Consider the following 22,440-nt stretch of genomic DNA (forward strand, 5'->3'; position numbering starts at 1 on the left):
TACCTGCACGTCAAGCGATTTGGGATTGAGTTGACTCTTCCGAATCAAAACAAAATTTGGATGTTTGAACCCAATCACCGAAACTCAATCGTTCTCACTTTCCTTCCGAGAGGAACACCACTGCATTTGGTGTGCCGAAGGGTTTTGAAGGTAAGATGAATTACTTGTAATGTGTTGATTTAAAAGTTACTTACCTCTGGTCGAAAAATCCAGTGACTGCTTTTTCGATTCGTATTGACTCAAATTGTGCCGGATAAGCGAGAACCTGCCACCTTTTTGTGACAACCCGACCTGTCACACCGAAAACGAATCAATTTTTCCAATCACAAAACCTATGACTGAAATTCTTCTCACCATCGAATCCACAATCGCGACGATCACTTTGAACCGCCCGGAGAAATTCAATGCCCTGGCTGGCGACATGCGCGAGCAGTTACTCAAGGCAATCCAAACCGTCCGAGATGATGAGGCGACACGAGTTCTGATCATTACTGGCGCCGGGAAAGCCTTTTGCGCTGGCGGTGATGTCCAGGCCATGTACCAAACCCAGCAGCGGAATGAAGTAGACCGCCTTTCAAACTGGCTGGAACTGGGCGGGGAAATTGTGCAATCGCTGCGTAACCTTCCAAAACCAGTGATTGCGGCCATCAACGGTGTGGCGGCTGGAGCTGGCTGCAATTTAGCGCTGGCCTGTGATTTACGGTTTGCTTCGGAAAAAGCCAGTTTGAGTCAGGCATTTGTCCGACTTGGGTTGCATCCTGATTGGGGCGGGAGCTTTTTCCTGCCGCAACTCATCGGAACAGCCCGTGCGGCTGAACTGATGTTTACCGGAGATTTGGTGGATGCCCACACTGCCCAGACACTCGGACTGGTCAACCGGGTGGTTTCACCCGATAATTTGCTACCTCACGTCACCGAATTTGCCCGCCGATTAACCACGTTTTCGGCTGAATCGCTGGCTGAAATCAAGGAATCACTCTATTCAGTCACTTCATTGGCGGAAGCTGTCCGTCGCGAACGTGACGTTCAACTCAAACTTTGGGCATCGGAGAGTTCACGCAGCCGAATTAGTGATTTTGTCGAGCAAAGAAAAGTGAAGTAGCGAAATAGTGCACGAGAGTGAATAGTGAGTCGCGCACAAGAGCGAGTAGCGAGTAGTCAGAAAAAATCCTTTTCAGTTAAGATGATTCGAGATTTTACCTTGGTGGCTGAAGAATATTCACGGGGTGAAACAGTGAATTCACAGAGCAATGGATTGACTACTCGCTACTCACTGTTTTGGATTGACTACTCGCTACTCGCTACTCGCTCTCGTGCGCTACCTGGCTACTTCCAAATTTTGTCCAGACTTTTTTCAACCCGCCGACATCAAACAACGCGAACTGAACAAACAATTGCATAATCTGCAAAAATAGGTAAGGAGTGGATTTATGACTACCGAAAACACCTTTGCCCGTGGGGGTCGTGTTGTCTTCATGACGGCCTGCACTCTGATCTGCTTGCTCGCAGCAACTTCGGGGATCCCGATTGGCGTGCTGGCAAATGCTGAAAAATCAAATACTTCCAGGAAATCATCAGCTCGCGCGATCTCTGATGAGCAACGAATCGTGCATCTGCTCAATCGCCTGGGCTATGGCCCTCGACCTGGAGATGTCGAGCGCGTTCAACAAATGGGCATCAATGCTTACATTGATTCACAACTCCATCCCGAACGCATTTCCGACACGGTTATGGAACGTCGGCTGGCGGAGTTTAAAACCCTCACGCTGACCCAAACCGAACTGATGGAAATTGAGAAAGAAAGCCGTGAGTTCCGCAAAACAATTGCCAAACAGGGCATCAAGCGCGATGAAAATGGCAAGGTTGACCCCGAATCCATTTCGCCGGAAGCTCGGGAAATGCTGATGAACCGCAAGGAATCAGGCGAAATGAGCGCCCGTGAAATCCCGCGCGAACTTCAGGAAGCCAAGCTATTACGAGCGGTTTATAGCGAGCGCCAGTTGCAGGAAGTCCTGACCGATTTCTGGATGAATCACTTTAATATCTTTATTGGCAAAGGGTTGGATCGAGTCTTTCTGACCAGTTATGAACGCGATACCATCCGGCCTCATATTTTCGGAAAATTTGAAGACCTGCTGACGGCCACGGCTGAAAGCCCGGCTATGATGTTTTATCTCGACAACTGGCAATCGGTTGATCCAAACATGAAGCTTCCCGATCTGAGCAAACTCGGAAAACGTCAAAACAACGGCGTTTTGGGAAAGGGGAGAAACCGCCGCTTGTTCCAAAATGGTGGCAATCGTCAGACTGAAATGCCGGATCCTGAAAAACTCCAGGCTCTCCAGAACCAGTTGAAAAACCGCAAGTTCGGGCTCAATGAAAACTATGCCCGTGAATTGCTGGAACTCCACACCCTTGGGGTTGACGGTGGATATACCCAAAAAGATGTTACCGAAGTCGCCCGATGTTTTACTGGTTGGAGCATCAATCGCCCATTTAATGGCGACCGCATGAAAAAGATGGGACTTGGTGGCGGAGAGCCTGGAACCTTTATTTACCGTGACCTGACTCACGATAAAGGTGAAAAGTCGGTGCTTGGCACCAAAATTACTGCTGGCGGCGGTAAAAGCGACGGTGAAACGGTGCTCCATATGCTGGCCACGCATCCGTCAACCGCGAAATTTATCTCAACCAAGCTGGCTCGCCGATTGATTGCTGACCAGCCTCCGCAACGGGTGATTGATGCCGCCGCCGCTACCTTCAAGCGCACGAGCGGTGATTTGCGCGAAGTTGTGAAAACGATTATTTCCTCTCCAGAATTTTTCTCGACGGAAGCCTATCGCGCCAAAGTGAAAACGCCATTGGAACTCGTGGCCAGTTCATTGCGAGCGACAGATGCCGACATTCAACGGACAACCCCGATGATCATGGTTTTGCGACAGTTAGGAATGCCGCTCTATGGCTGGCAGCCGCCAACCGGGTATCCAGATACGGCTGACCACTGGGTCAACACCGGTGCCTTGTTAAACCGACTCAATTTCAGTCTGGCACTGGCCGGAAATCGCATCCCAGGGGTTAAAGTGAACCTGGATGAGCTCACGAGCGGCGCCCGCACCCCGGAAGCTGAACTCAACAAGCTGATTCAACATTTTCTCTCCAACGATATTTCCTCCCAGACCCGCAATTCGATCCTTGAAGGTCTCAATCAGGTCAATACTTCGTCCTCTGATGTTTCTGAACCATCCGACCTGGATGAACCACAAATGATGCGTGGCAAAAACAAAGGTGAGAAGCCCTTTGGAAAAGGCCGAGGCAAGGGACAACTGGAACTGGCTGCGCTGCTGAAAAATGGTGGGCCACTTTCCGAAACTGCCCAATTGACCGGGTTGATTCTTGGTTCGCCAGAATTTCAACGCAAGTGAGCCGTAGCGAAGTAGCGAAATAGCGAAATAGCGAGCAGAACTTATCGAAAACCCGGAACCCGGAAGGAGAAATTGCCATGATGACACGTCGAAACTTTATTCAAACGGCTGGACTTGGAGTGGCTGCAATTGGAACCTCACCGTTTTTGCCCAACATCTTGACTGGATTTTCCAGCTCAGTTTCAGCCGATGCGAAAACCAAAAAATCATCGAAAGTGCTGGTGTACCTCTTCCAGCGTGGAGCGGCAGATGGATTAAATATTGTGGTGCCGTTTACTGAGAGAAACTACTATGACCTGCGGCCAACACTTGCGATTGCTGAGCCACAGAGCGGCAATGCCAAAGCCGCACTCAATTTGGATGGCAAATTTGGTTTTCACCCGGCATTGGCACCACTGAAGCCCTATTTTGACAAAGGACAGTTGGCCGTGATCCATGCGGCTGGTTCACCAGACGCGACCCGCTCTCATTTTGACGCCCAGGACTATATGGAATCAGGAACTCCGGGGCGAAAAAGCACCACCGATGGCTGGTTAAACCGCTATCTGGCGACATCAGTTGAACCAGGAGACACACCCTTTCGAGGCGTTGCCTTGACACAATTGACGCCGCGTTCAATGCAAGGAACGGCTGATGTTGTGGCAATGGCCAACATTGGAAGCTTTAACCTGCGCGCCGGGAGCAATTCGTCCGTCAAGTCGAGCTTCGAAGAGATGTATGCCCAGTCGGCAACTGACGCCTTGCGAGGAACCGGGCACGACACATTTGATGCGGTGAATTTCTTGCGCAAAGCCAATCCCGAACAATTCAAAGTCGAAAATGGGGCTGATTATCCACGCGGCGAGTTAGGTAACAGTCTGCGACAAATTGCCCAACTCATCAAAGCCGGAGTTGGTCTTGAAGTCGCATTTGCTGAAATGGGCGGCTGGGATACCCATAACAACCAGGGAGATCCCGCTAATGGGCAGGGCGCAGGCCGGTTATCACGGCTCCTGCGTGAATTTGGCGGCTCACTCGCCGCATTTGCCCAGGACCTTGGCCCGCGAATGCAAGACGTGGTGGTTTTGACCATGACCGAATTTGGCCGAACCGCACGCCAAAATGGCACTGGCGGGACCGATCACGGACATGCGTCGTGTATGTTTGCCTTGGGCGGACCAGTGAAGGGTGGCAAAGTCTATGGGCAGTGGCCTGGATTGGGCGCCAATGATTTGTATGAAGGCCGCGATCTAGCCGTCACGACTGATTTCCGCGATGTCGTTGCCGAAGTTCTCACCCGTCACATGGGCGCACGCAATCTTCGCTCAGTGCTGCCGGGATACACGGTGAATGAAAAGAATTTCAAAGGGCTTTTGTGAAAGAAAGATGAAATTTGGTGACTGGTGCCTGGAAATCAATCCTTCGAGGAGCCAGGAACCAGGCACCAAGAACCAGGAACATCTGAGCCTAAAGGAGCTTCCTTTTATGCAAAATGCAAAAACAACTCGTCGTTCAGTTTTAAAAACCCTGGCTGCACTTCCACTTGGCGGAGCCGTGTTGAGTTTGTTTGACGGACCTGCCAATGCCGCCGCTGTTGATCAACCACATATGGATGCCGCGCTTGATGCGCTCCAAACCGCCAAACGCGAACTCGATAAAGCCAGTGCAGACAAAGGTGGCCATCGAAACCGCGCCCAAAACCTGGTTGACAAAGCAATTGCCGAAGTCCAAAAAGGGATTCGCTATGACCGACGGAATTAGTATCAGTAGTCAGTAGATCCCTAAGTACAAGTCCCCATAAAAGAAGGATGAAATTCAACCACCCGCTGAAGAAGCATTGGTTTTCGCCCGGATGGGCGGTGGAAAATAGCCGGTGGCAAGTGTCGCTTTGGACACGCGGCCACCGGACAGAGTCACCATCACGGGGTCGCGCCCGGATGGGCGCTGGAAGCTGATGCGGGTCCCGGTTTTCGTGGAAGTTTCGGCTGCTCGCTCACGACTCCTGTTCCAGCGCCCATCCGGGCGCGAACCACTGCGGACCGACGCTCCGGTGGTGTGCCCAAAGCGGCAAACCACCGGCTATTGTCCGGCGCCCATCCGGGCGAAAGCCAATTCGGAATCGCCGAAATTCCATCCCCCATTTATGAGGACTTGTGCTAAGTTTATTTGATTGAATGACTTGACTGGTTTCTTCTGCGAAGGTCCGTTATAAAGGCGTGGGAAAAAGTTCAGAGTTCCGTCTTTAGACGGGTTTTCGAATTTGGAAGTGAAAGCGGTTTCAGGGGATGAGGTTATCTTCCAGACCGCTTTTTCCTTTTTGGGAGTCAATGGTGGATAGGGTGTGGCCCGTCCGATCCAGGATAATTTGTTTTAATTCTTCAAAATAATCAATTTGGCTATCTATAAGAATTGTTTGCCGGGTTGTTTTGGAAACCAGAATCAGTATTTGGGGTGGCACCCAAAATGACACCTCATCAAGGTTGTCCCAGGTAATTGAGTACTGGATTCGATCAGAAACAACAGCAGTAATTTTTTCTTGATCAATTTGATATGAACAATAAACCAGTTGATTTAACCAAAACAAAAAATATCCAATCAATAAAAATCCAATGATAAACCCAATAAAAACAATAACTTCAGCGCTATTAGATGATAAGTGAGTGTGTGTCAATACCCCAAAGAGAAAAACAAATGCCAGGCAGGTAGCAATGCCCCAATTCAGCAACTTCCGAATTGGTTTGGAAAAGACATATTGTTTAAATTCAGTTTTATGACTCTGGGACTGGAGTGCCATATAAGAGTCTTTCAGAATCTGATTTCTGTTCAGAGTTCAAGCTTTAGCTTGCAAAAATCGTAGTGGCACATCAGGTAAATTCTTGATAAGAGATGGGTTGCTCAAAGCGTTAGTCGGAAGACAGGCTAAAGCTTGAACTCTGAACTTCCTATCCTTATTTAGCTGTTTCCTGCAGCAGTCGTTGAAGGGCCAGGGCTTCACGGTCCTGGGCGTTGGCGTCGAGCGCCAGTTTGAGGTGGGATTCGGCCCGTTTTCGGTCACCCTGGCCAAGATAAATCCGACCCAAAAGCACGTGGGCAGCCACCAGTTTCGGATTCCAAAACACGGCGGCCCGCAAGGCGTTGATGGCGGCGGGGAAGTCGCTCCGACGTTCGTTGACCCGGCCCATCAGCAGGTGCGCATCGCTGTTGTCCGGAGCGACCTGCAGCACCTGAGCCAGAACTGTCAGGGCTTCTTCGTCATTGTTTCCAAGGAAGGCACTTTGGGCTTTAGTCATCCAGGCTTCAACCTGTCGCGACTGAGTGCCGCCGACAAAAGCCGATTGGCGGTTTTGTTCTTTGCTGCGCAAATAGCGGAAAAATGCTTCGCGGTTAAATGAATGCTTGAGGTTGGCAAGTTGCGGCAGTTTGCCGGTTGTTTCCCATTTGGCAAATTCAGGCAGCGTCTTTTTGGCTTCGTTGAGCGCGGTGGCGGCTTTTTCAGAATTTCCGCTCTTTTCAAAACTTTTCGCCATCAGGTAAAAGGCGGGGCCGAGAGTGGGGGCGCGTTGAGTGACCGATTCAAATCGGGAAGCGGCCTCCGGGAATTTTCCATTGAGCCAGAGCGCATAGCCATAGTTGAACTGAACTTCCGAATCCTGGGGTGATGCTTCAGCCGCAAGTTTAATCAGCCGCAGCCCTTCCGGCAGATTCCCTTTTTTAAGCTGGATGACCGCCGCGTTGTTATAGGTTTCATAGAGTGGCATCGGAGTGAGCAGTTCACTGAAACTTTTGTCGGCTGCATCAATTCCGCCCGATTGAAATTGACACACACCAAGATAAAACCGGGCTTCGAGACCCCGGCTATCGTTCACCCCAACTTGTTCAAACCATTTGAGCGCATCGGAATACTGTTTGTCGCGATAATAGGCAATGCCCATTTCATAGACGGCCTGGGGAAATCGTGGTTGACCCTGCTGAGCGCTTTCCTGGATGGCACGCTGGAGTAACTTCAGCCGGTCTTCCTTGCTGGAGGTCAACAACGCTTTGACATAAAACTCATAGGCTGTATACGGAACACTTTTGGAACGCCCGATAAGCTGGTCGCGTGAAAAGGGAAGTGCATTGTTGCGCTGGTACATTAACTCCCAGGCAAGGCGTCCTTGAATGGCCTGTAAATCTGAAAGCGGGCCACTCAGTGTGTGATCACGGCCTAAAAAACGGCCTTCCCGGAGCGATAAAATCTGGGCGGTGACCGTTACAGTGAGATCTTTGTCAGCCCCGGTAATGTTGTAACTGCCACGGATGAGGAGATCGGCACTTACTGCTTCACCAAGTTTGATTTCGGTGGCGCGAGTCAAAATGGCGGTATTAGGAATGCGGAGCTTTTCAAATGCCAGGTTGCGTTCGTCGAGTTCAACTGGAATAAGTCCTGGCGAATCCAGCAGATCAGCCATCGAGACGGTGAAGCTTTCGCGAATCCAGTTAAATTCCTGACGATTGCTTGTGTTTTCAAACGGCAGTGTCAAAACAATATCGGTTGCATAGCCCGGTACGCTGAAAACCAGCAGCAACCCGAGGGTGCAAAGCCACGTTTTCCATCGAAAGTACATCGGTTGAGACATAATTTTACAGTTCCTTTGGTTCGTTCCAATCCTACACCAGACACGAGAAAAGATCTCTACACGTTGGTTGTGACCTCAGGTTGCAGCATTTTTGAACTCCAGGCACCCTGAATCGGGCAGCGCTCCCAATTTTTCGCGCGCTCAAAGACTGACACAACCTCCAGATCAGAAAAAGAAGAGGGACAAAATGAAACACATATTGTGGAGGCTTTGCTTTGGATTTTTTGGAATGCTGATTGGGTTGATGACGTCATTACCGCTTTCGGCCCAACACATCCCAGTTGCTCCGGTCGGGGAAGGCGTTGCATCAACGCCAGCACCATCGTTACTCCCGCCAGAATTAGAAACTCAATCACTTCAGCATCCCAACCCGACCTGGGTTGAGGTTCGACCAGCTTCAGAAAAAGGGAAATCGTCTCGTCCAAACCTCTCAGAACCAGTCTCGTCACCGGAAGATCCGCTGATTATTCCCATTGCTTTACCAAAAGCTGATTTGGTGCTTCCCAAAGGGTTTCAATGGGGAGAGGCAGTCAAACAGTCCTTCTTTTTCCTGGCTATTCAGCATAGTTTCCGGTTTGCCACCGAAGCTGGCACCCGGTCTGAAATTGGCGGACCATTTTTTGGAGATTATTTCCGCGCCGTGCGCAGTCTCAAAGGCTGGGATGACGGCGACCCATTTATTGTGAATTATGTCGGACACACCATGATGGGCACGGTGAGCGGATTTATTCAAATCCACAATGATCCAAATGGAATCAATCAGGAAATTGGATGGAATAAATCTTACTGGAAGAGTCGCTTAAAGGCTTTGGGGTGGTCGGCAGCCTTTAGCACGCAATTTGAAATTGGTCCGCTCAGTGAAGCCGCACTCGGAAATGTCGGTATCCACCCAACCAAATCGGGAAAATCTCCGATGGCCTATGTTGATATTGTCCTGACCCCGGCGCTTGGAACGGCCTTTCTCATCACGGAAGATGTCGTTGATCGGTATCTGATTCGAAAGATTGAAGATAAAACAAACAACCGGATTATCCGGTTGATGGCACGCAGCTTTCTCAACCCCAGCCGGAGTTTTGCCAATATTTTGCGTGGAAAGTGGATGTGGTACCGGGACAAACGACCCCTATAGCGAGTAGCGAGTAGTGAGTAGCAAGTAGTCAGAAACCCCCCTTTTCAGTTAAGATAATTCGAGGTTTTACCTTGGTGAGTGAAGAATATTCACAGGGTGAAACAGTGAATTCACAGAGCAAGGGATTGACTATTTGCTACTCGGTACTCACCCTTGTACCTTACTCGCAAGTTGATCTGCTACCTGGTCCACAAAGCCTTTCACTTCGGGCAAAAACTGCCTGAAGTCTGCTTCAAATCCTTCATACTCCTGCTCTAACTCTTCAATGGCGGCGTGAAGCGGGTTGTCGCGTTTGATCCGACGTGACATCCGTTTCATCACGCTATCAATCCCTGAAGTTTCCCGGTAGGAAGAAAACCAGTCTTCAGACGTTAGCCGAGGAAGCACAAGTCTCATTGTTTCAGGGAGTTCCAATTCTCGCTCAAGCAGAATTGTATACACTCGTCGGGCAAAGTCGGGAAGCGGTTCCGGATGAAATTCCAGCCAGTGTTTGGCCAGAAAATGGTCATAAAACACATCAACCATAATCCCGCCATACCGACGACGACTCTGGCTGATGCGGGCTACGCTCTGGCGGAAAATGTCGTGATGGTCAGTGAACTGATCAACTTTGCGATGGAGTTCGATGCCGCGCCGGAGGTCTCCCGTGTAGTCATTGACTGCTGCGCCTTTGACAAAATCTCCGAGCAGGCTGCCAACCAGAAAGTCCGGCGTATCAGGTGAAAGGTAGAGATGACCGAGGTAGTTCATAGAGAATGAAGAATGAAAAAAGTGGTTAGTGGTTAGTGGTTAGTGGTTAGAAATCAATACTTTCGAAGAAGAACCAGGAACCAAGAGCCAGGAATCAAGAACTAACCACTAATCACTAACCACTAGCCACTAAATAGTTTCTTCATTCGGTTTATACTTTTAAATTCAACATTTTCGCCGCGTGATTACGTGACACCTGGTTGCATTCGCGGCATTCAGCCAGCTTTCTTAGATTGTCTTTGCGCAACATTCGCAGGTGGTTAAACACAATATGCGCTGGTGTTTTGGGGTTGGCAACCAGGGCATACCGGCAGTCTTCGCGCTGAAAGAGGTGTTTTTCCTTGGCCAGCGTCAGCAAAAGTTGGGTGTTGATGGCAAACGTCCCAATGTAAGGAGCAACATTTTCAAGCTTTGCCAGGTGTGGAAAACATTCGAGCGCAATCCGGTCAATCGGGTGGCAAACAAAAAACTTCAGAAAATATCCGTTGCGGGCCAGCTTCCGCTGAACCGGAAGTGGAATCGAAGCCATTTCCATCGGCGGCTGGTCAGCATAGGCATTTCCGCTGACAAATCGTTTCAACAGTGTGAGATACTCGGTATCAATATCAACCAGTAACTGATGTCGAGCAGCCTCGGAACGGATATGCTGATCAAGTTCAACCAGCAGGTTAAAGAAGGTGTCTTCGTGAAAGAAATCGCACTTGAAAAATTCTTTGACCAGTTCCATCACACTCAGTGCACGGTCACTCGTTCCCTGATGGAGCAACGTGTCGCGAACACAGAGGAAAAACACTTTGAGGTAGTCGGGAGACACCTGTGGTTTCAAGTACATCCAGAGTTCAAGCAACCACGAAACCGGCGTGTTTGAAAACGTAATCACGCCCCAAAAATCGGTGGGTGCCAGCCACGACATCACCAATCGGCGCAAAGCCAGGGATGGATGAAACAGCAGGGAGCGGGCAAAAATCCGCCGGTCAGATGGTGAATATGGTTCCACCAGAGCGCGAAGGGCTTCCAGTGTTACCTGGTGGGTGATGTTCTGGCTGAATAGATCAAGCAGGGTTTTCCACTTTTCCGCCTGTTGAGGACAGGACACAAACATCATGGCCATGGTGAAGACCAGGCGGGCCCGGCCCCGGCCTTCAAGCAAAATGACGTCGGCCTTTTGCCATAAGAGTTCAAGCAGAATGTCCCGCTCAGCTTCGGTATGGGCCTGGAGCGCCATAAAGAACAACTCCATCCCTGAGCCCACAATTGACATGACCGCTTCATGCCGGCGCAGATCATTGTCAGATTTCAGTTCCTCAATCAACAGTTCTGAGCTATCAACCACACCCTCCGGCTCGATATCTTCAAAGGTGACAAAGGCTTCTTCTTCAGTGAGTTGGGTGGTTGCTGGCCGCAATTTGAGCAGGTATTGACTGGCTGGAATGACGATACTGGTGTGGAGCCGCATCCGGTATCCTTCAAGTGAGGTGGCCAATCCACCTTTGGATTTGAGTCCTTCCAGATGCTGTTCGAGTTCCTGAGCTAAAAATTGAAGCGTCAACAGCGTGGCCTGACTGGATTCGGCTGAGTGCATTTCGGTAACTGGGGTTTCTAAATAGGTGAGCACCCGGGTTCCCCCCGTGATGAACTCCGCCAGTCGAATCAAAACCTGATCCGGATGGCAGGCCGGTTCATTTGCCATTTGGGAAAGATCACCCGCCAGCGATTCCAAATGCTCAAGTTGCTGCTCCACACCCGCAATTTGAGTTGGCGCCGCTTTGGTCTTTTGGGTGTGGGAGACAGCTTTCAGTGGTTCTGGCTGGAGGGGTGGCGATGGGAGATTCCCGGTTTGAGTGGCGGCATACAACGCATGGTAGACCTCACGAGCCGAAGTTGGTCGCTGGTCTTTGTCTTTGGCCAGCATTTTCACCACGATGTGTGAAACCGGGAGTGGCAAATTCGGAGACAGTTCGTGCGGAGGGGTTGGCTTGACGGTCAGGTGTTTGAGTGCCAGACTATACAAACTGTCAGATTCAAAAGGTGGTTTCCCCGTCAGAACTTCATAAAAAATGATGCCGAGTGAATAAATGTCTGAAAAACGATCTACCGGATGTCCCTGACATTGTTCGGGCGACATGTATCGAGGCGTTCCTAAAATGGCATTGGTGGCCGTAACCTCTTGTCCGGATTGGGCTTCGTCAATCAATTTGGCAATGCCGAAGTCCAGGACTTTGACGATTTCGCGATCTTCAATCTGATTGAAAAAGATGTTATCCGGCTTTAAGTCCCGATGGATGATGCCACGTCGGTGCATGGCATCGAGCACCAGACAGAGTTGTTCAGCCAGGGAAACGACTTCGGTCAGGCTCAGCCGACTTTGCCGCCGGAGCCGTTCGCGGAGCGATTCACCGCGCAAATATTCCATCACCAGATAGTACTGGCTCCCATCAACTCCATAATCAAAGACCTGAACTGAATTGGGATGTTCAATCGAAGCACAGGTTCGGGCTTCCCGGCGAAATCGCTCAACCGTTTCAGCATCTCCTAAAAAATTGGTTCGAATGACTTTAATGGCGACTGTTTTTTCAAGCCCGAGATGACAGGCTTCATAGACGCGTCCCATGCCACCGCTTCCGATTTCACGGTGAATCTGGTATTTGCCGTTTAGAATTTTTCCAATCAGTGCATCGGCTGATGGTAACGGGAGGGACGGGGAAGTTGGCGGGATAACGACAGTTGGTGAGGCAATGAGCAGGGTTGGAGGTTCAAGCGTCGGATCCACAGCCGGCAAAAGGTGTTTTTGCCCGGAAGTGATATGGGGCTGGGGGGAGGGAATGGTGGGTGAATCCGACTTCTCAGCCATATTTGGGAATTTTTCGTGTAATTCACACTCGAAAGGGACACTTTGGCGCCGACATTGATGGTAAAGGCGATGGTATTTGAGCGTTTCGACGGGATACCGGAGTCAATTGCAACCAGTAACACTCGATAACTGCCAGCATCGCGCTCGGTTGGTTTGACAACGACGCGACCAGTTCCATCTCCATTGTCTGAGAAGGTCATAAACGATGGGGCATTGGTCAGAACAAACCGAAGGCTCTGGCCTTCATCCGGGTCAGTGGCGGTGACCTCGAAGTCGCGAGTTTCAGCTACGAGCAAGTCAATGTTGTCAACCTGTTCGAGTTCAGGCGCCGTGTTGACGACTACGTTGAGGGCAAAACTGGTGGTGGTTGCCAGTCCCAAATCATTGCGGACAATGACATCAATATCATAGACCCCACCATCATTTTCAGTTGGCTCGATCACAAAGAGACCGGTTCCGCCGCCCTGATCAATGATGCGGACAAAGGGCAGGGTGGACGAAGTACTCAACGTCATGCGGCGGTTTTCGGGATCACGGGCCAGAATCGGCACGGTCAGTTTTTGGGTCGCGTAGGCCGTTTGATCTGGAATTGCCGTGATGGCCAGTCCATCCATGCTGTCTGGAACAAACACCCGGAAAATGACTTGAGACGTCAGAGGGCTCTTGGAATTGTTGTCATTGTCAGGGAAGTTGTTGTCAATCACCTGGGCGACAATTTTGTATTCCTGGCCCAGTCCGTTGTTGGCCGTGTCTGAACCATCCAGCAGTCCTGGCTTGATCAGAATCGAGGCCGTGCCGTCAAAGTTGTCAGTCAATGTGACAAACCGGGGGGCGCCAAGCAGGGTGTAGCGCAACGCATTGGCGCTTGGGTTGTCAATATCAACCAGTTTGAGGGGAATCGTGTACTCGTCGCCTTCGGCCACAATCACCTTGCGGCCTCGACCATTAAAGTCAGCCAGACCGTTGGTCGTGGTCATCAATGGTGCGTGGTTGACCACCGGAGCGACATTAATACTTTGGTAAACCGCACCGTTGGTCGTGACCTGGATCAGGTCTGGAGCATTATTTCCAGCCGTGGCGGAAAAGTCATTTTGGGCCTGGGTAACAATTTCACCCGTGCGAGACACCACAAAACTGGTGGCCGCCACGACTCCGGTGATTGAATCCACGTTGTCAGGAGACTGGGCCGCAATCGAAGAAAAACTATCTCCAGTTGATGGAAACACATTGAAATATTTCAGGATTGGATTTTGGATTGCAAGCTGGTCAGCGGTCATCAACCCGGCGGCAAAATCGTTGGCCACCTGACCCACCACGGAATTGACCAGCCGGCCATTGTTGCGTTCCAATCCGGCGACGTAGGCGTCAATCAAACCATTCTGGTTGAAATCGCTAAAGAGGGTCAGCGCCCCATAGCCAATCCGAAGGCCCGTCAATTTATCGTCCGCACCAGGGTAGACCGCAATTCGTCCCCCGCCTGCCAGGGTATTGACGAGCGGCTGGGCCTGACCTCGAAGCGTAAACTGTCCATTTTGGAGCCCACTGCCAAAAAAAACGGTCAGTGAGGCGAGTTCATTGCTTCCATCCGGTGCAATGATATCCGAGGCGCCGCCACCCTGTTCGGCCACCACCGCAATATCGGGAATTCCATCTCGATTAATATCAGGTGTATCAACTTCAATACCCCGATGAACAATGCCATACCCGGCAGCCGCAATTGAAACCGCACGCGCTGGGGCGAGCAGCAACGGGTTGGTCGGCTGGAATGAGCCATCTCCGTTGCCAAGCAGGATACAAACCCGCGAATCTTCACGTTGCGTGGTATCCAACCCACGGTTCAACACAGCCGTGTCAATTTCTCCATCATCATTAAAATCGCCCAGCGCCTGGGAAACCGGGTTGATTCCGCCACTTTCCGAAACCCGACCTTGCCCAAAGGTTCCATAGCCACTGTTGATCAGTGTTGCCACGGTACCGGTTCGGCGATTGAGCATCACAATTTCAGGGGCGCCGTCACGGGGTAAGGTTTCACCCGAAGTCAGGTCTCGCGGGCCGGTCAAATCAGCCAGTTTGATACAGGTCGGATCTCCACCGACCGGATAAGCCCGAATGACAAATGATTCTGGCCCAAAGCCGCCTCCGAGGTTGGTGAGTACCAGAATCTGATCAAGGTCTCCATCAATGGACACCACGATATCCAGATCGCCATCCTGGTCAATATCACCGAGGTCAATTGATGTTGGTCCGCCACTCTGATCGTCAAGCTGGGACATAAACTCTTTGAGTGAAATGTCCACCCGACTTTTCAAGCCGGAAGAGGTATTGAGCAACAACACGACTTGAGCCAGTCCGCGATCACAAATGGCGACATCGGGCAGCCCATCCAGGTCAATATCGCCATCGGCGATACCCACGAAACTGCTTGACGCATCTGAAATAACTTCTTTGTTTTGGCTGTACTGATTTTGGGCCTGGACCGTGGTGGGATTGAGAACGCTCAAAAATGTGAGCAGAAGACATGCAGACAGGCAGGCGAACCCTTGTAACCCTTTGAGACGCATAGTTTTTCCTGTGATAAGAACGTGAACGGGATGTGTTGTCTTGGAATGATATAGGGAAGTGACTGAACACCGCGCATTATAGTGAAATAGTAGAAAGAGCGAAATAGGGAAATAGCAAAATAGAAGTGAGTAGCGAGTAGCGAGTAGCGAGTAGCGAGTAGCGAGGAGTCAACCCAGGAAGAGTGAGTAGCGAGTGGCGAGTAATCAACCCAGGAAGAGTGAGTAGCGAGTGGCGAGTAATCAACCCAGGAAGAGTGAGTAACCAATAGTCAATCCAACTCAAATAGCCAGTACCAGACTTTGATTGACACTACTCGCTACTCGCTACTCGCTACTCACTTTTCATTTCGCTGCTTTCATGGCCGATAATTGCGCCGGGCTCTGATTACGACCTCAGGGCGGGCAACTTCGACTTTGAGGACGTGTCGGTCTGAGGTTGGGGTATCTTCCGAGGGGTAAAACCCAAGTGTGTATTGGGTCCGCAATTCATCAGCGATCAATCGAAAAACCTGTTTTAAATCAGCCACTTCGCTGGTAAATGAACGTCCGCCGGTGGTGGTTGCCAGTTCGTCGAGGAATTTGCGGGCCGAGGCATTTTTTTGTTCCATCCATTCGCGACGGGCTTTGATGTCGGTCAGCAGGGTTCGGACTTGCTCTTCTTTTGACTGTTTTTCCCCGACTTTGCGAGGCCGGGATGGTGCGGCTTTGGCGTCAGGTTCGGTTTTTGAGGCATCTGGTGGAACAACCACGCTCTCGGTCATAAAGAAGATGGTATAGATCATGCTGCTGGTTTCGGAGGCAATGCCAAACACGGCTTTTTCATTCAATTTACTTTTGAGGTCTTTTCCATCCGTCAACAGCACAATGGCTTTGCGGCCAACAATGGATTTGAACTGGTTTTGGATTGCTTCAGCCAGGGCATCGTGCAGGCGAGTTCCGTACTTTTTCCCGATTTCAGCTTTGGCCACCGCGCGTTCCATCAGAATTGGATCATCGGTTAATTCGGTTAAGACCCGAACTTCACTGTCAAAACTGATGACCATGGCTTTGTCCTTTGGGCGAAGCTGGCGCAAAAATGTGATGCCGGCTTCTTTGATTTCTTTCAGGACACCGCTGGTGCTGTAACTGGTATCAATCAGCAGGGCCATATGGAGCGGGGCGTCGGCGGCGTCAAAAAAATTGATTTGTTGGGCGGTGTTGTTGTCAAAGATTTTAAAATCTTCAACTTTGAGTTGCTGGATGTACTTTCCCTGGGCGTCAGTCACAATCACGGGAATCGTAACCAGGGTGGCTTCAATCGTGATTGAGTCGCCCTCAGGTTCGGTTTGTTTGTCCTGAGCGATAGCTGGTGACGTTCCCGCCAGGAAGCAACCCAACAGGAAGATGACCCACCCCAGCCATATCGTGCGGGATTGGTGTGAGCCATCGAACTGGCGATAGAAGATTTTGGTGGCGTTTCTCATAAGGGTGTGTTATCTCGCTCAAAACCACATTCATTAATGTCCCACAGTACTCACTTTTCCCGACCAGTTTTTCTGAAGCGGTTTCATCTGTGTCCATTCGACCAACCGAGGAGGAATCCTGATACCATGAACTTGAGGCTTTTGCTTACCGGAATCATTGTTGGATGCGTGATCCTGACCTGTCCTGTGACAGGATTTGCGCAGAAAAAGAAATCGTCCAAAGCGGCTCCCGCCAAAACTTCCCAACCACCGAAACCGGATGCTGCCGCCGAAAAACGAGTTGCAGCCCAACAGTTATCAGTACAGCTCAAGGGATTGACTCAATTTCTGTATGTTTTTGGTGGTGTGACCCGGAGCTTTGAACACGTCGAAGAGGCAACTGAAGGCGAAGGCGTACCAGCCAGCGCAATTCGCAAAACTGAGAAAACCCGGAGTGTTCTGGCGGAAAGCATTCGTAATCTGCGTGGCAATTTGGAGCAACTCGAAAACGACTTCAGCCAGAAATCCAATTTGCGGCCTTACTTTCACTATCTGGTCGGTGTCTCTGACCTGGCGACGCAGGCTGAAGCCCAGGTCAATGATGGTCAGTTAAAAGAAGCTGGCCAGTCGCTTCTCAAATTGTCAAATCAACTGGCCGAAACGCTGGCCGGGTTGCAGGACTGAGCCGATAGTGGTTAGTGGTTAGTGGTTAGTGATGCAAGTTAAGGGTTGGAAATCTATTTGTTAGAAATAAAGGATTTATTGGGATTTCAAATTTCAGTCGGTTAACCTGCTGTCTGGAAGTTGCTAATTTTGAAGGCTCGATTTCAACTCTTAATTCGCATATTGATTAGTGGTTAGTTGTTGGTTCCTGGTTCTTCTTCGAGCATATTGATTTCTAACCACTAACCACTAACTACTAACCACTAACCACTAACCACTTTCTTCATTCCGTTGCGGTGGCGCGGTTGACGAGGATTCGAACTTCGACGCGCCGGTTGAGGTCGCGGCCTTCGCGAGTGGTATTGTCGCCAACGGCCCGTGCTGAACCATATCCAAACGGCGTGATCATGCGACGGAGCGGAATGTTGTGGTTTTCAGCCATATAGCGCACGACTTCATCAGCCCGTTTTTGACTCAAGTCCCGATTTTTCTGAATTGATCCAGTGGTGTCGGTATAGCCGGCAATTTCAATCAGATACCCCCGAATAGTCCCGGATTTTTGGGCAATATCGTCAAGTACCTGCTTGGCCTCAGGCGACAGGTCATATTTATTGACTTTGAAATAGACGGTGGATTCTTCCTTGACGTCATATTCATCGAGCGCCGAGATGCGTTCGTTGACCTTTTTGTTCAAATCAACCATTTCGGTGCGGGTGGTATCAATGTCAGTCCGCAGCGTTTTGGAGATGTTGTTGAGTTCATCCACCTGACTGGCAAGTTCTTCGTTGGCGGATTCCACCCGACTGACGCGCTCTTCAACCGGAGTGACGCGGGTTTCAACTGAACGCGAAATTTCCAGATCCGAATCCTTAAAGCGCAATTTTTGGGCCACCAGTTGACCTTGCGTATCATTGGTGCCTTCGATTTCAACCCGCAACCCGACCAGCAGGGCTTCGAGGTTAAAATCTTTGCCTGAGGTCAGAAACCCACCTTTTGATTTGATACTGGTGGTGCGGGTGACCAGAACCGTGACCTCACGGTTGTCATTGGTCTTCACCGTGAGAACGTCTCCCTGGCGTTTGGCAATCCGGCCTTTGAGTTTAACCTTTTGTGAGACAGCCGTTCCCGCGGGTGAAGGGGTTACGGCTGCCTGAGCGATAAATCCATCTCCAACGATGCCTGTCATCAGCACCAAAACAAAAATCCAATGCAAACGCAATCGGCTCATAAAAGCGTCTCCTTGAATCAGATCGAAAAGAAGTTGTGAAAAGCTCAATGAAATCAAAAGGGCAGCTCAAACAAGGTGGGCGTTTGAACCCTGCTAAAGTACCTGTTTGAGAGAGCAATGTGAAGAGGGAGTGTGGATTTATATGCGGCGGGGTTCGGGGTTCAGGGTTCAGGGTTCAGGGAAATCCAGTTTTCCCGTCAGTTGACCCGGTGTGAATCCAGGATGGATGTTTCGAACAGAGCCGAAATTTGGTAAGGCTTGGGGCAACCAGGGTTTTTCTAAAAAGAAGAATTTGGAGACATTACCTGACCAAAAACAGCACCAAAGCCCATACGCCAACCAGGTACAATAAAATGATCAGCAGTACCAGATACCCCAACCGCTGCCTAATCCATTGCTCAACCTCCTCCTCCGCACCCATTCGAGGAACCTTTGTTGGTTGTACCGAGGTTGGAACAACTCCCCGTCCAGTAAAGCTCAAGCAGCGATAACAATATTCAATCGTTTCCCAAAACTCCGTCGTCGCTCCACATCGTGGGCAAGCCAGCCTAAACGACTCTGTCCCCCGCGCATCCAGTTGCACAATTGCCTGACACCTTCCGCACAAACTGGTGACTGGATCAAATTGATCAGCCTGATGGCAAACTTCACATCGGGTCGGAAGCGATTCTTTGAGGATTTTTAAAGCTTTGTCAGGCATAACCCCTTGGCTCCCTTCACCTATTTTGGATCTATCTATCCCAGGAGCACAGAATCCAAAGTACAACCCAAAAACCAATCCAAACCAACACCGGGTTTATCAATCCAGTCAAGCCACCATAGACAATAAGGCCAAGCACTCCAATCGCCAGTTTTTTATAAAGTGGCTTGAGGGTGATTGTTCTGTCACGAATGCTCTCAATCGATGCTTTTGCTTTGCGCTTAGGTGTTGACCATACGCCGCTTCTTGAAACAACTGGACCATATCGGACGGGATTGCCAACTGGGACTGCTGTTTGTTCATAGCACTGATAACAAAAACCAACCGAAGCGAAGAATTTTCCCAAACTCCCGCATTTTGGGCAGGCCAAATATGAGGTTTTTGCTAAAGAATCACTTTCGGGGTTTCCTCCAAATACAAACTGGCAACGCTGGCAAACTCCGGTGACTGGATCAAATTGATCAGCTTGATGGCAGACATCGCACCGGCTTGGGAGGGATTCTTTGAGGATTTTCAAGGCTTTGTCAGGCATAACCCGTTGAGTTGGGTGAAGAACTTTCTCAGGAATTGTAGCAAGGGAACTCAGTTGGCGCGACAAAGAAATTGGGCTGAACTCCGTTGCGGAAAGATTGCCTGGGTTTGCCAACCCCCGCCCGAATGGGCGCCGGAAAATAGCCGGTGGTTTGCCGCTTTGGGCACACCACCGGTTCCCGGTCCACATCGCTTCGCGCCCGGATGGGCGCTGGAATATCTTGTCGGTCAGGAATCCTCAATTTTCCGTAACTTTTGAGACTTTGGTCCAGCGCCCATCTGGGCGCGAACGCTTCACGGCCCGCATTCCGGTGGGTGCGCCGCAAAGCCGGCTTCCACACCGGCTATTTTCCGGCGCCCTGCGGGCGAAAACCGACCTTTCCGCAACAGATTTAGGCTGAAGAAAACGGGCCTGAAGTTGGGTTTACCCAATATTCTTCAACCCACCTTCTTCAGCTCTGAGCCCCAAGCCCTCAGCCCTGGTTTTCTCAGCCCGAAGTCTTCAGCCCTGCTCGATCACGCCACTGATTTTTCCACAATCGCCATCGGTTGATTGTTGTTGGTCATTGATGTTACCTGACCGCTCAGCATGGTGGCGGCCAGAGCAGACAAGGCAGTATTTTTGCCTTCGCCACCACCACTCACAAACACATCCGGAGTGATTTTAATCTTGCCTTCTTTGATCAGCTTGAGCATTTCAATCGTCAAGACACCTTCGCGACCAATTTCCGAAATGAGCAGCTTGTAGGCATGCTGATTGGCTTCAGCGCGCAGTGTAATTTGTTTGGCTTCGCCTTCGGCGCTTGCAATTGCCGCCATCGCTTGCGATTTAGCAATTTCAACGGCTGCCTGAGCCGCCACAATATACTTTTGCTGATCAGCCGAGGCTGTGGCATTTTCCAGAGCACTCCGGGTTTCTTCAGCCATTTTCTGTTCGCGATAGGTTTTTTCACGTTCGCGAGCCAGGAAGCGGTCCGTCTGGGTCTTGAGCAGTGTTTCTGGAATCCCAACGTCACCAATCAACACATCCACCGTCTCAATGCCATATTCACGCAGCATGAGCGTGGTCACTTCGCGGGCATTGGCCTGCTGTTGCGACCGGTTGTTCAAGAAGTCGAGCGCGTCGCAGCGTTCGGCATTGTTGCGGAAGGTGGCGCCAATTGCCGGGTGGATCACGCGGTCAATCGCATTCTGAATCGAGCCGATTTTCGAAACCACCATTGGCGCTTTTTCCTTTGGAACTCGAATCACCACTTTGACATCCACCGGGAATGAGAAACCATCCCGGCTTTTGACTGTGATCGAATCCAGCGGCGTCGCCCGGTTGGTGGTATTCCAGTCAATCGTAATGTTGAGCGTCGAAATCGAGAATACCACATAGGCAATCGGATTCAGGTAATAGGTATTTGGTTCAAGGACACTCTTTAACACCCCACGGAAGCCTTCATCCACCAGGTCTGGGGTTCGGCCATCTTCACCGACTGGCGGCAAGATCCCGACGTTGGAACGAACCACGCCAACTTCGCCAATGTTGATGACGGTGGCTTCCTGAACCGTGACCTGAAAGAGCAGAGGATTGATGTAATACATCCCCGGCTTGAGAATGTCGAGTTGTGGTCCGCGCTGACCACCGTGATCCAAAAACGCCTGACAATCCTGGAAATCGTTGTGGCCGGTGACGGTATCGCCCAGGATTTGTTCTTCGCGTAGCGGCGTTCCATCAAGTGCCGAAACCAGCCCGATTTCACCCGTTTTGACCCGCACGGCATCGGCCAGTTGAATGCGGAACAGTTGGGTGTTGATGCGATACTGGCCCGGCGTCAGGATGTCAACCTGGGGGCCTTTTTGACCTCCGGCCCGCAAAAAGACCTGGCTATTTTGGAAATTCTGGTGGCCGGAAACCCGCTGACCCAAAAGCTGCCCCGTCTGGAGCGTCGCGCCGTCAGTTGCCGTGACAATGCCAACTTTTCCTTGTGGAATTTCAATCATGGCGGCTGGCTGAACATTGAACAGATAGGTGTTGATTCGGTAGCGGCCTGGGGTCAGTACTTCCAACTGTGGCCCTTTTTGTCCGCCCCGGCGCAGGAAGGCTTCACCATCCTGAAAATTGCCATGACCCTCGGCGCTTTCGGCAAAAAGCTGGCCGGTTTTAAGCTGAGCGCCATCAATTGCCGTGACCAGCGCCATCTGGCCCTGGGGAACTTCAGTAATCGGAATGCGCGTGACTTTAAAAAACGGTTTGGGCAGGAAGTGCAACCCTGGAGGCAACACGCGGGCTTGCAGGCCCTGTTCGCCAGTGGCGATCACCCGCCCTGGAACAAGTGATTTTCCAATAATTTTTTTCTCGACCAGTCCAACTTCGCTTTCACGAATGAGATAAAACGGATTGATCGTGGCAAGCAATATCACAATGGCAATAACTGAAAACACCAGCAAGAACAAAAGTGGCCCTTCCATACGCAGTCTCCCAATAGCAAACCAGGGTGAAAAGAAAAGGAATGAGGGGCAAAAGGTTTGTCCTGAGTCCTTGCCTAAATGCGCCTTTCGGCCCTCATTCCTCACTGACGA

At 50.6% G+C, this 22,440-nt stretch carries 18 protein-coding genes; 7 read left to right on the forward strand and 11 right to left on the reverse strand.

Features of this window, described 5'->3' with window-relative positions; genetic code table 11:
• Window positions 1-334 precede the first annotated feature (334 nt).
• The 5 genes from HY774_04960 to HY774_04980 all read left to right on the forward strand — a co-directional run bounded on the left by HY774_04960 (window position 335) and on the right by HY774_04980 (window position 5,571).
• Window positions 335-1,102 carry an enoyl-CoA hydratase gene (locus HY774_04960; GenBank protein MBI4747813.1) on the forward strand — a complete coding sequence of 256 codons (768 nt, stop codon included), beginning with the start codon at window positions 335-337 and terminating at the stop codon, window positions 1,100-1,102.
• 328 nt (window positions 1,103-1,430) lie between these two features.
• Window positions 1,431-3,422 (forward strand): DUF1800 domain-containing protein, encoded by a 1,992-nt coding sequence (locus tag HY774_04965; protein MBI4747814.1) that lies wholly within the window; start codon window positions 1,431-1,433, stop codon window positions 3,420-3,422.
• A gap of 77 nt (window positions 3,423-3,499) precedes the next feature.
• Window positions 3,500-4,780 carry a DUF1501 domain-containing protein gene (locus HY774_04970; GenBank protein ID MBI4747815.1) on the forward strand — a complete coding sequence of 427 codons (1,281 nt, stop codon included), beginning with the start codon at window positions 3,500-3,502 and terminating at the stop codon, window positions 4,778-4,780.
• Window positions 4,781-4,886: 106 nt separating this feature from the next.
• Window positions 4,887-5,162: a twin-arginine translocation signal domain-containing protein gene (locus HY774_04975; GenBank protein MBI4747816.1), complete on the forward strand. Its 276-nt coding sequence runs from the start codon at window positions 4,887-4,889 to the stop codon at window positions 5,160-5,162.
• Window positions 5,163-5,274: 112 nt separating this feature from the next.
• Complete coding sequence (locus HY774_04980; protein MBI4747817.1) at window positions 5,275-5,571, forward strand: hypothetical protein; 297 nt, start codon at window positions 5,275-5,277, stop codon at window positions 5,569-5,571.
• Between the two features lie 108 nt (window positions 5,572-5,679).
• Here HY774_04980 and HY774_04985 read toward each other — a convergent pair whose 3' ends face one another.
• On the reverse strand, window positions 5,680-6,195 hold the full coding sequence (locus HY774_04985; protein MBI4747818.1) for a hypothetical protein: 516 nt from the start codon (window positions 6,193-6,195) through the stop codon (window positions 5,680-5,682).
• Between the two features lie 154 nt (window positions 6,196-6,349).
• Window positions 6,350-8,017 (reverse strand): tetratricopeptide repeat protein, encoded by a 1,668-nt coding sequence (locus tag HY774_04990; protein MBI4747819.1) that lies wholly within the window; start codon window positions 8,015-8,017, stop codon window positions 6,350-6,352.
• 187 nt (window positions 8,018-8,204) lie between these two features.
• On the opposite strand from HY774_04990, the gene HY774_04995 reads away from it, so the two are divergent.
• Window positions 8,205-9,146 (forward strand): hypothetical protein, encoded by a 942-nt coding sequence (locus HY774_04995; protein MBI4747820.1) that lies wholly within the window; start codon window positions 8,205-8,207, stop codon window positions 9,144-9,146.
• Between the two features lie 147 nt (window positions 9,147-9,293).
• Here the strand turns inward: HY774_04995 and HY774_05000 are convergent, their stop codons facing one another.
• From HY774_05000 to HY774_05015, 4 genes are all read right to left on the reverse strand, one after another.
• Window positions 9,294-9,896: a DUF479 domain-containing protein gene (locus HY774_05000; GenBank protein MBI4747821.1), complete on the reverse strand. Its 603-nt coding sequence runs from the start codon at window positions 9,894-9,896 to the stop codon at window positions 9,294-9,296.
• 151 nt (window positions 9,897-10,047) lie between these two features.
• Entirely contained in the window at window positions 10,048-12,675 is a 2,628-nt protein-coding gene (locus tag HY774_05005) for a serine/threonine protein kinase (protein ID MBI4747822.1), read from the reverse strand.
• Window positions 12,564-15,308, reverse strand: a complete 2,745-nt coding sequence (locus tag HY774_05010; GenBank protein MBI4747823.1) for a VCBS repeat-containing protein — start codon at window positions 15,306-15,308, stop codon at window positions 12,564-12,566. Before HY774_05010 ends, HY774_05005 begins: the two co-directional genes overlap by 112 nt.
• A gap of 356 nt (window positions 15,309-15,664) precedes the next feature.
• Window positions 15,665-16,771, reverse strand: coding sequence for a VWA domain-containing protein (locus HY774_05015; protein MBI4747824.1), 1,107 nt, complete (start codon window positions 16,769-16,771; stop codon window positions 15,665-15,667).
• A gap of 126 nt (window positions 16,772-16,897) precedes the next feature.
• Here HY774_05015 and HY774_05020 point away from each other — a divergent pair, with 126 nt between their 5' ends.
• Window positions 16,898-17,434, forward strand: coding sequence for a hypothetical protein (locus HY774_05020; protein MBI4747825.1), 537 nt, complete (start codon window positions 16,898-16,900; stop codon window positions 17,432-17,434).
• Window positions 17,435-17,696: 262 nt separating this feature from the next.
• Here the strand turns inward: HY774_05020 and HY774_05025 are convergent, their stop codons facing one another.
• From HY774_05025 to HY774_05045, 5 genes are all read right to left on the reverse strand, one after another.
• On the reverse strand, window positions 17,697-18,641 hold the full coding sequence (locus tag HY774_05025; protein MBI4747826.1) for an OmpA family protein: 945 nt from the start codon (window positions 18,639-18,641) through the stop codon (window positions 17,697-17,699).
• Between the two features lie 301 nt (window positions 18,642-18,942).
• A complete protein-coding gene (locus HY774_05030; GenBank protein ID MBI4747827.1) occupies window positions 18,943-19,341 on the reverse strand; it encodes a hypothetical protein in 399 nt (132 codons plus the stop codon).
• A gap of 31 nt (window positions 19,342-19,372) precedes the next feature.
• On the reverse strand, window positions 19,373-19,873 hold the full coding sequence (locus HY774_05035; protein MBI4747828.1) for a hypothetical protein: 501 nt from the start codon (window positions 19,871-19,873) through the stop codon (window positions 19,373-19,375).
• A 28-nt stretch (window positions 19,874-19,901) separates the two neighbouring features.
• A complete protein-coding gene (locus tag HY774_05040) occupies window positions 19,902-20,213 on the reverse strand; it encodes a hypothetical protein (GenBank protein MBI4747829.1) in 312 nt (103 codons plus the stop codon).
• Window positions 20,214-20,388: 175 nt separating this feature from the next.
• Window positions 20,389-22,329: a hypothetical protein gene (locus HY774_05045; GenBank protein MBI4747830.1), complete on the reverse strand. Its 1,941-nt coding sequence runs from the start codon at window positions 22,327-22,329 to the stop codon at window positions 20,389-20,391.
• Window positions 22,330-22,440: the final 111 nt, after the last annotated feature.

Source organism: Acidobacteriota bacterium (assembly GCA_016208495.1).
Classification (GTDB): Bacteria; Acidobacteriota; Blastocatellia; order Chloracidobacteriales; family Chloracidobacteriaceae; genus JACQXX01.

Bases quoted from the DNA above. Each gene is read 5' to 3' on its own strand.
- HY774_04960 (MBI4747813.1), top strand. From the start codon at position 335: ATGACTGAAATTCTTCTCACCATCGAATCCACAATCGCGACGATCACT.
- HY774_04965 (MBI4747814.1), top strand. From the start codon at position 1,431: ATGACTACCGAAAACACCTTTGCCCGTGGGGGTCGTGTTGTCTTCATG.
- HY774_04970 (MBI4747815.1), top strand. From the start codon at position 3,500: ATGATGACACGTCGAAACTTTATTCAAACGGCTGGACTTGGAGTGGCT.
- HY774_04975 (MBI4747816.1), top strand. From the start codon at position 4,887: ATGCAAAATGCAAAAACAACTCGTCGTTCAGTTTTAAAAACCCTGGCT.
- HY774_04985 (MBI4747818.1), bottom strand. From the start codon at position 6,195: ATGGCACTCCAGTCCCAGAGTCATAAAACTGAATTTAAACAATATGTC.
- HY774_04990 (MBI4747819.1), bottom strand. From the start codon at position 8,017: ATGTCTCAACCGATGTACTTTCGATGGAAAACGTGGCTTTGCACCCTC.
- HY774_04995 (MBI4747820.1), top strand. From the start codon at position 8,205: ATGAAACACATATTGTGGAGGCTTTGCTTTGGATTTTTTGGAATGCTG.
- HY774_05000 (MBI4747821.1), bottom strand. From the start codon at position 9,896: ATGAACTACCTCGGTCATCTCTACCTTTCACCTGATACGCCGGACTTT.
- HY774_05010 (MBI4747823.1), bottom strand. From the start codon at position 15,308: ATGCGTCTCAAAGGGTTACAAGGGTTCGCCTGCCTGTCTGCATGTCTT.
- HY774_05015 (MBI4747824.1), bottom strand. From the start codon at position 16,771: ATGAGAAACGCCACCAAAATCTTCTATCGCCAGTTCGATGGCTCACAC.
- HY774_05020 (MBI4747825.1), top strand. From the start codon at position 16,898: ATGAACTTGAGGCTTTTGCTTACCGGAATCATTGTTGGATGCGTGATC.
- HY774_05025 (MBI4747826.1), bottom strand. From the start codon at position 18,641: ATGAGCCGATTGCGTTTGCATTGGATTTTTGTTTTGGTGCTGATGACA.
- HY774_05030 (MBI4747827.1), bottom strand. From the start codon at position 19,341: ATGCCTGACAAAGCTTTAAAAATCCTCAAAGAATCGCTTCCGACCCGA.
- HY774_05035 (MBI4747828.1), bottom strand. From the start codon at position 19,873: ATGCCTGACAAAGCCTTGAAAATCCTCAAAGAATCCCTCCCAAGCCGG.
- HY774_05045 (MBI4747830.1), bottom strand. From the start codon at position 22,329: ATGGAAGGGCCACTTTTGTTCTTGCTGGTGTTTTCAGTTATTGCCATT.